Annotated in this window: 8 protein-coding genes; all 8 read left to right on the top strand. The window is 63.2% G+C overall.

Annotation, left to right across the window (positions count from 1 at the left end; genetic code table 11):
- Position 1 precedes the first annotated feature (1 nt).
- Positions 2 to 1258: a cell division protein FtsZ gene (gene ftsZ, locus Q0K07_RS07730; protein WP_294558248.1), complete on the top strand. Its 1257-nt coding sequence runs from the start codon at positions 2 to 4 to the stop codon at positions 1256 to 1258.
- A 422-nt stretch (positions 1259 to 1680) separates the two neighbouring features.
- Complete coding sequence (locus Q0K07_RS07725; RefSeq protein WP_294558246.1) at positions 1681 to 2082, top strand: rhodanese-like domain-containing protein; 402 nt, start codon at positions 1681 to 1683, stop codon at positions 2080 to 2082.
- Positions 2083 to 3861: 1779 nt separating this feature from the next.
- On the top strand, positions 3862 to 5877 hold the full coding sequence (locus tag Q0K07_RS07720) for a proton-conducting transporter membrane subunit (RefSeq protein ID WP_294558244.1): 2016 nt from the start codon (positions 3862 to 3864) through the stop codon (positions 5875 to 5877).
- A complete protein-coding gene (locus Q0K07_RS07715) occupies positions 5877 to 6803 on the top strand; it encodes an NADH-quinone oxidoreductase subunit H (RefSeq protein WP_294558242.1) in 927 nt (308 codons plus the stop codon). The genes Q0K07_RS07720 and Q0K07_RS07715 overlap by 1 nt, the downstream gene beginning before the upstream one ends.
- Before the next feature lie 4 nt (positions 6804 to 6807).
- Positions 6808 to 7452, top strand: a complete 645-nt coding sequence (locus Q0K07_RS07710; RefSeq protein ID WP_294558239.1) for a hydrogenase-4 component E — start codon at positions 6808 to 6810, stop codon at positions 7450 to 7452.
- A 1-nt stretch (position 7453) separates the two neighbouring features.
- On the top strand, positions 7454 to 8956 hold the full coding sequence (locus tag Q0K07_RS07705; protein WP_294558237.1) for a proton-conducting transporter membrane subunit: 1503 nt from the start codon (positions 7454 to 7456) through the stop codon (positions 8954 to 8956).
- The gene (locus Q0K07_RS07700) at positions 8956 to 10449 is read left to right on the top strand and encodes an NADH-quinone oxidoreductase subunit C (RefSeq protein ID WP_294558235.1); all 1494 of its coding nucleotides are present in this window, start codon (positions 8956 to 8958) and stop codon (positions 10447 to 10449) included. The genes Q0K07_RS07705 and Q0K07_RS07700 overlap by 1 nt, the downstream gene beginning before the upstream one ends.
- A gap of 10 nt (positions 10450 to 10459) precedes the next feature.
- Complete coding sequence (locus tag Q0K07_RS07695) at positions 10460 to 11263, top strand: 4Fe-4S dicluster domain-containing protein (RefSeq protein WP_294558233.1); 804 nt, start codon at positions 10460 to 10462, stop codon at positions 11261 to 11263.
- Positions 11264 to 11583 lie beyond the last annotated feature (320 nt).

Genomic DNA, 11583 nt, shown 5'->3' with positions numbered 1-11583 from the left:
TATGGACGATATGGTTCCCGATACAGAACAGGCCGCAAAAATCAAAGTCATCGGCGTGGGCGGGGGCGGCGGCAACGCCGTACAGAACATGATCAACTCCCGCCTGGAAGGTGTGTCCTTCATCTGCGCCAATACCGATATGCAGGCGCTTTCCCGCTCCCTTGCCGAAGAGCACATACAGCTCGGCAAGGAACTGACGCGCGGACTCGGCGCGGGCGCCAAGCCCGAGGTGGGCCAGGCTGCGGCCGAGGAAAGCGTGGAAGACATCCGCCGCGCCGTGGACGGTGCGGACATGGTGTTCGTCACCGCTGGCATGGGCGGCGGCACGGGCACGGGCGCAGCCCCGGTCATCGCCAAGGTGGCCAAGGAAAAGGGCGTGCTCACCGTGGGCGTGGTCACCAAGCCCTTCCGCTTTGAAGGCGAAAAGCGCATGAAGGCGGCGCTCAAGGGCATCGACGAGCTGCGCCAGCATGTGGACAGCCTGGTCATCATTCCCAACGACCGCCTGCTCGCCATTGCGCCGAAGAACGCCAAGGTGACGGAAATGCTGAAGAAGGCCGACGATGTTCTCTATGATGCCGTGCGCGGCGTGACGGACCTCATCACCAAGCCCGGCCTCATCAACGCCGACTTTGCCGACGTGCGCACCGTCATGAGCCGCCAGGGCATGGCGCTCATGGGCGAAGGCCGCGCCTCGGGCGACAACCGCGCCCTTGATGCGGCCAAGCGCGCCATTACCAGCCCCCTGCTGGAAGACCTTTCCATCACGGGCTGCAAGGCCATGCTCGTCAACATCACGGCCAACGAAGACCTCGGCATGGACGAATTCAGCACCGCAGCCTCCTACATTGAGGAAGCGGCGCGCGGCGCCAACGGCGAAGATCCGGAAATCGTGGTGGCCATGTCTCTGGACGAAAGCTGCAGCGAGGAAATCCGCATCACGGTCATTGCCACGGGCATAGAGCCCGCCACGGAAAAGCCTGCCAAGGACACGGGCACGGTGGTGACCATGAACGATACGCGCAACGAAGCCAACGTGCCCCCGGTGGTGCAGGGCTACCCCCGTCAGCACCGCAGCCACGATCCCAAGAAAATCCTGGCCCGGCCCAAGCTTTACAACGACTATCCGCAGGACGATACCGACATTCCCGCCTACCTGCGCTACCAGGACAGAGCCAAGCAGTATCAGGAACCGGCGGAGGATTTCACCATAGAGGAAGACGACAGCCCCGCCTACCTGCGTAAACAGAACCATTGATCCCAAGGCCCCCGGCAGCACGCCGGGGGCTTTTTTTATGCCCTTTCCGGCTTTTTTTGCCGCATTCCCTTTTCCAGAGCGTTTTTTCCGGGAAAACGGACGCTTTCCGTACTTGCGGGCCTGAATATGCCCGATCAAGAGCGCTGCGGGGCGGGAAAAAGCCGGATATTCCGCTCTTTTTTGCTGAAAGAAATCGTTACAAAGGTAAAAAGCCGCATCCTGCAAGGAAAAGCGGGCATATACGGCAGTACGGCCCCCTTCGGGGGGCTTGCGCCTGTGCAGAATCTCCGGCATAGAGGAGTTCCGGCCCAAGGCGACTTTTTTCGTGGTGAACATACCGTCACCTTCGAGCTTCACACCTTCAGACATAAAACCTGTTTCCGCACAGCGTGTGCGGTCATGCGGTTTTTCAAGGAGTTTCCATGTCTCTTTTCCGTTTTTTCGCAGGCGCGCTGCTCAGCGCCCTTCTGCTCGCCTCCCCCTGCCTTGCCCTGGAACTGCCTGAACCGGGCGCACTCAGCCCGGCCGAAGCCACGGAAGTCTATGCGGAGCTGAAAGACGACCTCGTCATCCTCGACGTGCGCACTCCCGGGGAATTTGCCGAAGGCCACGCGGAAGGCGCGCTGCTCATTCCTGTGGACGAACTTTCCTCCCGCGTGGAGGAAGTGCCGGACGACCGGCCCGTGCTCATCCTCTGCCGCTCCGGCAGACGCGCGGCCGCGGCCTTCAACATCCTTGCCCGCTCCGGCAGGGATATGGATCAGGTCTGGTACCTCACGGGATATACGAACTACCACTCCGGCACCCCGGAATTTCATAAGTAAGCCGGAGTGACACCAGCGCCGGGGCAGCACAAAAGAACGTCTGCTCAGGACACCCTGTACTTGCACGGGGCCTGCACGGTGGCTGCTGCGCTTAACGGCGGAAGTGAATCCGCCTGCCTGCAGCCTGACCTTCCACCGCCCGGGTACCACAAATGCCCGTCTGCTCCGGACACGCTGTACAGGGCGCAGAACCTGCACGCCGGGCATGGCGTTTAACGCCGGAAGTACCGGCTACTTATGCCCGGCGGCCCGGGTGCCCGAAGGCACCCGGGGGCCTTGGAGCGTTGTGATACGGCCCACCTTCGCAAACGAAAGGGAAAACGGTGCGCTGATACACGGCTGTCCTTTGCAGACAGAAGCAGCATGAAGCCTTGAATGTTCTTTGCACACGGAAGCCGGACAGTGTGTTGAAGAAAGCGCTATTCTCCGCAGACAGAGGCCTGTACCGGCGTTGATACAAGGCATCCCTGTGCAGACAAAAGCCCCTCCGGGTGCTGAAGAAGAGCATTTCCGACAACGGATGCGCGGCCGCGCGAAGCCCGGAAAGCCCCATTCCCCCATAAGCAAAACGGTTGCGGGAAAGGCCCGGGCCCCCACAGACAAACACAGAAGAGTGCGCTGAAAAGCGCACTTTTTTGTCCCAAACGCCTGGGCAACCGCGAAGGCCCGGCCTGTGACCTTTCCAGCGCCGGAGCAGCACAAAAGAACGTCTGCTCAGGACACCCTGTACTTGCACGGGGCCTGCACGGTGGCTGCTGCGCTTAACGGCGGAAGTGAATCCGCCTGCCTGCAGCCTGACCTTCCACCGCCCGGGTACCACAAATGCCCGTCTGCTCCGGACACGCTGTACAGGGCGCAGAACCTGCACGCCGGGCATGGCGTTTAACGCCGGAAGTACCGGCTACTTATGCCCGGCGGCCCGAACGCTTGAAGGCGTCCGGGGGCCCCGGAGCGTTGTGATACGGCCCACATTCGCAAACGAAAGGGAAAACGGTGCGTTGATACAAGGCTGTCCTTTGCAGACAGAAGCAGCATGAAGCCTTGAATGTTCTTTGCAGGCGGAAGCCGGACAGTGTGTTGAAGAAAGCGCTATTCTCCGCAGACAGAGGCCTGTACCGGCGTTGATACAAGGCAGTTCGAGCACAAACAAAAAACATCCGGCGTTGAGCCACACTTTTTCCGAAGACGGGCGCCGAATAAAGCAAAGCCCTCTCTCAACGCCCCCTTGTCTTGAAATCTTTCCTTTGACACGACGGCCCGGCGCAGGCCGGGACGGAGTCGGCCTGCGTGAGCGGGTCCGGCAGGACACGCTCACACTGAGGTGGCAGCCCCCGCGCGGTAAGCCGGAACGTTCCACGCTCTGCCTGCCCTCCCCACAGACGGCAGAGGGCATCGTTTCCACGCCCGGAGAATCTCCGCGCAGGAAAAAGCGTTGCGATAACACGCGGCATTCCCCGTGCGCTCCCGGATCCCCCAAAACAGCAGCGAGTCGAAGGATGGCCTGTGCGCCGGGAAAGCCCCTGCCCTGCAAACTGAGGGGGCCCGGGGGGAATCATTCCCCCCGGCGGGGACTGGGGCGGAGCCCCGGTGCCTTTGCCGGGGTGCGGGGCGGGCCCCGCATGCCTTTCCTGCCTTTCCTGCCTTCCCTGCGTTTTCTGCGTTTCCTCGTTTCCCGGTCCCTTCCGGGGGGTGCTGAGCTTGCGTTTTCCGGTCAAGAGGTCTAACGTGTGGCCGCCTTGTTTTTCGCAAGAATTTTCACGTCTAGCATCTGGGGAATGTATGGACACCTTTCTTCTTGCCCTTCTGGTCATGGTGGCGGGGGCTCTGGTAACGGGGCTGATTGCACTGCGGCCGGTGAGCGCATCCACGAACAGGACGGCGAACCTCATCGGGCCGGGGGCGGCTGCAGTTGCCTGCCTTCTTGGCCTGCACGGTCTTTTTTCCGGCGGCTGGGGCAGTGCGGAGAGTTTTCTTCTGCCCTGGGGGCTGCCGTTCGGGGCGTTTGCGCTGGGTCTGGACCCTCTTTCCCGGCTTTTTCTGCTGCCGGTGTTTGTACTGGGGATCACCTGCGGGCTTTCGGGCTGCGTATCGCTCAGGCACAGCGACCCTTCCGAGCACAATCTCGGGGCGCACTGGCTTTTCTATCTTCTGCTGCTTCTGGGCATGACGTGCGTGATGACGGCGCGGGATGCGGTGTTCTTCATGCTGGCATGGGAGATCATGTCGCTCTCGCCCTTTTTCCTTATTGACTTCAACGACCGCGACAGGCTGGTGCAGGATGCCTCGTGGGTATATCTTGTCGCGGCGCATTTAGGGGCGGTACTGCTCATTGCGTTTTTCGCGCTGCTGTGGCAGGAGAGCGGCTCGACGTTCTTTTCGGCCATGGCGGCGCACCATCCGGCGAACGCCACGGCGCTTTTCCTGCTTTCTCTTTTCGGCTTCGGGGCCAAGGCCGGGCTTGTGCCGCTGCACGTCTGGCTGCCTGAGGCGCATCCTGCGGCGCCGAGTCATGTTTCCGCGCTGCTTTCCGGCGCCATGCTGAACGCGGGGCTGTACGGCATCATCCGCTCCTTCGACTTTTTCGGGCCCGCGACCTCCATGCCCGTGTGGTGGGGCTGGCTGCTCATGGCCATGGGCGCAATCACCGCACTCATGGGCATTCTGAAAGCCCTTGCCCAGAGCCATCTGAAAAGGCTGCTCGCCTATTCCAGCGTGGAGAACATGGGCATCATGATCATGGGCGCGGGCATCGGGCTTGTGGGCATACACAACGGCAGTGCGTGGACGGCGGCGCTGGGCTTTTCCGGCTGCCTTTTCCACATGCTGAACCATTCCGCCTTCAAAGGCCTGCTCTTCCTGTGTGCGGGCGAAGTGCTGCACGCCGTGGGCACGGTGGACATGGCGCGCCTCGGCGGGCTGCAGAAGCGCATGCCCTTTCTGGGCGCGCTTTTCGCGCTGGGCGCGGCCTCCATTGCCTGCCTGCCGCCGTTCAACGGCTTTGCCGGGGAATTCGTGCTTTCCATGTCCATGATCTCGTCGCTGAAGCTCCCGGGACTTGAACAGCAGATAGCCATGGTCGCCTGCATGACGGCGCTCATGCTCACAAGCGGCATTTCCGCCGCCGTATACGCCAAGGCCTACGGCATGACCTTCCTCGGACAGCCGCGCACCCATTTTGCGGCCGAGCCGCATGTGCCGGAAAACCGCCATCTCCTGCCGCTGTGCATTCCTGCGGCGGCCTGCGTGCTGGGCGGCCTTTTCGCGCCGCTGGCCTTTTCCATGGTACAGCCCACGCTGGACTTCATTCCCGCCATGCATGAGGGCGTGGTGGAAGAAGCGCGCCTTGCCATAGGGCAGACGGAAGGCCTGCTCCGCCACATTTCGCTGTTCGGCTGGGCCGGCATCGGCCTTGTGCTGGTTCTTGCGCTTGTGCGGCGCGTGCTTCTGGCCCGCAGGGGCGTGAAGCGCGGCCCGGTGTGGGGCTGCGGCTACCAGTACGGCACAAGCCGCATCCAGTACACTCCCGCCTCCTTTGTGGAACCGGGTGCGCGCATCTTCGGGGCCGTCATGGGCACCAGGGTGCGCTCGGTCAAAGGCGAAGGGCTTTTCCCTGCGCGGGCCTCCCTGGGCGTGGAAGCGCCCGACGTGGTGCGCGGCAAGGGCTACACCCCGCTCTTCCAGCTCATGGAACGCGCCTGCAACGCGCTGAAAATCGTACAGAACGGCCTGGTCAACATTTATATTCTCTATATTCTCATCACGCTGGTGGCGCTTCTCATCTGGGGGGTGGCATAATGGACCTGCGGCTTTACCTTGCGCATTTCGTTCTCGCGCTTGTTCTTGCGCCCCTGCCCCTCGGCATCATCGCCAAGGTCAAGGCGCTTTTCGCGGGCAGGCACGGCAAGCCCCTGCTCCAGCCCTACTACGACATCATAAAGCTCCTCCGCAAAGGCGAAGTCATCGGTGAAGGCACCACCTGGGTATTCCTTGCCGGGCCGGTCATTGCCATGGCCTCGGCCGTGGCGGCCCTCGCCCTGCTGCCCCTCGGCGGCGTATCCTCCCCCTTCGCCTTTCAGGGCGACTTCATCCTGTGCGCCTACCTTCTGGGCATGGGGCGCTTCGCCACCGTGCTCGCCGCCCTCGATACCGGTTCCCCCTTCGAAGGCATGGGCGCAAGCCGCGAGGCCCTGTTCGGCGCCATAGCCGAACCTGTGCTCTTTCTGGTCTTTCTCGCCCTCATCGGCACGGCATCCAGCCTGGGAGAAGGCGCGCTCTCCCTTTCCGCGCTGTTCAACGGCTTTCCCGTAACGGCCTGGATGCACGGCAGACCGGAACTTGTGCTGCTCATCTTCGTCATGGGCGTGCTGCTCCTGCTGGAAAACTGCCGCATCCCCGTGGACGATCCCACCACGCACCTGGAACTCACCATGATCCATGAAGTCATGGTGCTCGACCATTCCGGCCCGAACATGGCCTTCATTCTCTACGGTTCCGCCGTGAAACTGTGGATATTCTCCACCCTGCTCATCGGGCTCGTGATTCCGCCCCTGCCCTTCCCCGCCCAGGCCGCGGCTTCGCTTGCCGGTACGGCCTGCATCGCATGCCTTGTGGGCGTGGTGGAATCGGTCATGGCGCGCCTTCGCATGCATGTGGTGCCCGCGCTGGTGGGTCTCGCCGGTTCCGTGGCCGCCTTCGTCCTCATTCTGACTCTGGTCCGGTAGCTCTATGTACTCGCTCTTCCAGTTCGTCATTCTGCTTCTGCTCGTCACCGACCTCATCATGCTCTGGTCGGGCCGCATTCTCATGCTCATCCGCCTCTCGGCCCTGCAGGGCGCGCTGCTCGCGGCGCTGCTGCTCCTGCCCGTGGACGGAGCCCTCAATGCGGAACTTGTCCTGCTCTCCATCGCCGTGTTCTGCCTGAAGGGCGTGGGCTTTCCCGTGTTCCTGCGCCATGTCTGCCACAAGCTCGGCCTGGAACCCGTGGTGCGGCCGAGACTCGGACGCATGTACCCCATGGCCGGGGGCCTCGTATGCCTCGCCTTCTCCCTGTGGCTGGAAGGCCGCATCCCCGCGGCGGAAGGCCTCTTCCCCCCGATGCTCTTCCCCGTGGCCCTCACCACCCTCTTCTGCGGGCTCATCCTCGTGGTGGGCCGCGCCAAGGCGCTCGCCCAGGTCATCGGCTATCTGGTGGTGGAAAACGGCATCTTCCTGCTCGGCATCCCGCTCATGACCGAAGGTTCGGTGTGGTTTGAACTCAGCATCCTGCTCGATGTGTTCGCCGCCATCTTCGTCATGGCCATTGCCATCAATCACATCAACAGCGCGTTCGACTCCATCGACGTGGCGCGCTTCCGCAACCTGAGGGACTGACATGACGCTCGCGCTGCTTCTCCTCATCCCGCTTCTGGCCGGGCTTCTCATGTTCGTTCCCGGTGCATGGCCGCGCAGAGGCCTGCTCGTGGCCACGGCCCTCGCCCATCTGTGCCTGTCCTGCCTCACCCTGCGCGCCGTGGGAAACGCCGAAGCCCCCACCGCACTGTTCGGCCTGCTCCGGCCCGACGCCCTCGGCGTGGTCTTTCTCATGCTCGCCTCCATCCTGTTCACCGCAGCCTCGGTGTACGCCGTGGGATACCTCAGGGAAGAGGAAAAAAAGCATGTGAAACGCGACCTGCAGAAAGGCCAGCTCTTTACCAACGCACCGGAAACGCGCTTCCTTTCCTGCCTGTGCTTCTTTGTGGCCGCCATGACTCTCGTGACCACCACGGCCAACCTCGGCGCCCTGTGGGTGGGCATTGAAATCACCACCCTGGCCTCGGCCCCGCTCATCTACTTCCACCGGCACCAGAGCTCCATGGAAGCCACCTGGAAATACCTCATGATCTGTTCCGTGGGCATCGCCCTTGCGCTGCTCGGCAACATTCTCATGACCGTGGCCTTCCACAACCCCGCCGCCCCTTCGGCCGAAGGCATGGATCAGCTTTCCGCCTTCATGGAAAAGGCGCGCGAAGTGCAGGGTACGGGCCGCGCCCTCTGGCTCAAGGCCGCGTTCATCTTCCTTCTTGTGGGCTACGGCACCAAAATGGGCCTCGCCCCGCTGCATACCTGGCTGCCCGACGCCCACAGCCAGGCCCCTTCCATGGTATCAGGCATGCTTTCCGGCGCGCTGCTCAACTGCGCCCTGCTCGGTATTCTGCGCGGGCATCAGATCATGCGTGCGGCCTCCCTCGGAGACTTCAGCGGCGGCCTTCTCGTGTTCTTCGGCCTCTTCTCCATGGTCACGGCCGCCGTCTTCATTGTGGGACAGGGCCACTACAAGCGCCTTCTGGCCTATTCCAGCGTGGAACACATGGGCATACTCGCCCTGGCCTTCGGCGTGGGCGGCGGCGCGCTCTTCGGCGGCATGCTGCACGCCGTGTGCCATTCGCTCACCAAGTGCATGCTCTTTCTGGTGGCGGGCAATATTCTCACCCGCTACCACACGCTCTCAAGCTACGACGTGCGCGGCCTCAGGCAGGACATGCCCCTTTCCGGCGCCTTGTGGACGGCGGGCTTCCTCGCCATCGTCGGTTCGCCGCCCTTTGGTCTTTTCCTCAGTGAATTCACCATATTGAAGGGTATTTTCGCCCATGACGGCCTTGGGGTGGCGCTTGTCTACCTCGCCGCGCTGGCCGTCATTTTCGTGGGCATGTCCATTCCCGTGCTCCGTATGGCGCAGGGTACTCCCCCGCACGACGTGCCCATGGACTACCACGAATCGCTCTTCAGCGTGCTTCCGCCCGCCGTGCTCTGCCTCATGGTGCTCTGCCTCGGCCTGTATGTGCCCGACTGGCTGACGGAAACGCTCAACCGCGCCGCCGCGCTTCTGGGGGCATGATGTTCCAGTATCAAGAATCCATCGCCTACGACGATATTCCCGTTCTGCCCATGGAGGAGCTTGCCCGCTCCGTCATCGAACGCTGCCGCAGAAGCTGGCGCGTCGTTGCCTTTTTCGGCGTGCCGGGCAGAGAAGGCACGGAACTTGTGTGCATTCTTGCCGACGCCTCAAGCCGCCTGCTCGATGCCGTGCGCGCCGTGCCCGGAAAGCGCTTTGAATCCCTCACGCCGCTCTGCCCGCAGGTGCACCTCTTCGAGCGGGAAATCTGCGAAACCTGGGGCGTGCAGCCCGTGGGGCACCCCTGGCTCAAGCCCGTGCGCTTCCGCCCGCAGGAAGGGGGAAACCGCGCCCTGCGCCCCGGCCCGGCGGAAACCGCCTATTACCGGGTGGACGGACCGGAAGTGCATGAAGTGGCCGTGGGCCCGGTGCACGCGGGCGTCATCGAACCCGGGCATTTCCGCTTCCAGTGCTACGGCGAAAACGTCATGCACCTGGAAATACAGCTCGGCTTCCAGCACCGCGACGTGGAACACCTCATCCTGCACAGCAAGGACAACCTTGTTCTGCCGCTCATGGAAAACATTGCGGGCGATACGGCCATAGGCCATTCCACGGCGTACTGCACGCTTGTGGAGCGGCTTTGCAACGTGCAGCCCACCCGGCGTGCGCACCGCATACGCCGCCTTGCGCTGGAACTGGAACGGCTTGCCAACCATACCCGCGACCTCGGAGCCATAGGCGGCGACACGGGCTTTCTGCCCACCTCCGCCTGGAACGGACGCATTACCGGCGACTTTCTCAACATCACTTCCGAACTCTGCGGAAGCCGCTTCGGCCGCAACCTGCTCTGCCCGGGCGGCGTGAAATGGGATGTGGATTCCATGCTCGGCGAAGCCCTGGCCAAGCGCGTGCGCGCCGCCTTCCGCGATGCGCGCGGCTCCGTGGATGTCATGCTGGAAAGCTCCAGCGTGCTTGCGCGCCTCACCGGTACGGGCGTGGTGTCGTTTGAAGACGCACGCGCCCTCGGCCTTGTGGGCATGGCGGCCCGCGCCTGCGGCCTGGATACGGACGACCGCATGGACTGGCCCCTTTCCGCCCTGGAACAGGGCCCGCTCAAAAAGCATATGCGCACCTCCGGCGACGTGCTCGCCCGCACCCTCATCCGCAGCGACGAACTGAACGATTCCGCCGCCTCGGCCGAGGCCGACCTGCATTTTCTCGCCGCCACCAGCGGAGAAGAAGGCTGCCGCACGCCCATGCCTTCCGCCCTCCCCGCCGGACGCCTCGCCGTGGCCATGGTAGAAGGCTGGCGCGGAGAAATATGCCATGTGGGCATCACGGGAAAGGACGGCCGCTGGCGGGCCTACAAGGTGGTGGACCCCTCCTTCCATAACTGGAGCGGCCTTGCCATGGCTCTCCGGGATGAACAGATCTCCGATTTCCCGCTGTGCAACAAAAGCTTCAACCTGTCCTACTGCGGGCATGACCTGTAAAGGATTCCCCATGCTGAACATTATCAGAGAACGCCTCCACCAGGGCTACCGCACGCTGGATTACCCCTTCACCCTCCCTTCCATAAGCCCGCGCTTCGCAGGCCTGCCTTCCATTACGCCCACCTCCTGCAAGGCATGCAAAAGCCGCGCCTGCCTCGCCTCCTGCCCCACGGGAGCGCTGCGTATCCTGCCTTCCGGCCCGGAACTCGACATGGGCCGCTGCCTCTTCTGCCGCGCCTGTGAACAGGCCTGCCCGGAAAAGAAAATAACCTTTACCCACGAACACCGCATCGCCGCATACAGCCGCGATGCCCTTATCGTGCGCTCCCCCGCGCCCGAAGATATCTGTACCCCCGGCATACGCCCCGCCCTCGGCGAACAGAAACGCGATCTCTCCCTCTTCGGCCGCTCCCTCAAACTGCGCGAAGTGAGCGCCGGCGGCTGTATGGCCTGTGAGGCCGATGTCAACGTGCTCGGTACCCTCATCTACGACCTCGGCCGCTTCGGCATAGAATACGCCGCTTCCCCCAGACACGCCGACGGTATCCTCGTCACCGGCCCGGTTACCGAAAATATGCGCAAGGCCCTCCTCGATACCTGGGAGGCCGTGCCCGAACCGAAAATCGTCATCGCCGTGGGTACCTGCGCCATCTCCGGCGGTACCTTCAAGGGCAGCAGAGAAGGCTGCGGCGGCGTGGAATCCGTCCTGCCCCAGGGCAGCGTCGATGTCTATGTCCCCGGCTGCCCCCCCAACCCCTGGTCCATCCTCGACGGCATCCTCTCCGTGGCCTGGAAAAAACGCAGAGCTCGCTAACAGGGAAAGGGAGAGAGAGAAAAAAGGCAGGAAACGCAGGAAGAGAGGAAAGGCACGCGGGGCGCCGCCCCGCACCCCCGAAGAAAGAGTTTTCCGGGGGGAATGATTCCCCCCGGGCCCCCTCATCTGGCAGGGCGGAGACTTTCCAGGGCGCAAAGGCCCTCCTTCGACTCGCTGCTGTTGTCTGGGAGGCGCGCCGGGCGTGGAGGCAGGGCCCTTCGCCGTATGTGGGAAGGGAAGGCAGAGCGCAGAGTGTTCCGGAAGACGGCGTGCGGGCTGCATCCTCAGTGTGAGCGTGTCCTGCCGGACCCGCTCACGCA

The organism is uncultured Mailhella sp. (genome assembly GCF_944324615.1).
Classification (GTDB): domain Bacteria; phylum Desulfobacterota; class Desulfovibrionia; order Desulfovibrionales; family Desulfovibrionaceae; genus Mailhella.
The sequence above is the reverse complement of the archived record's forward strand: the minus strand, read 5'-3'. Positions and strand labels throughout refer to the sequence as shown.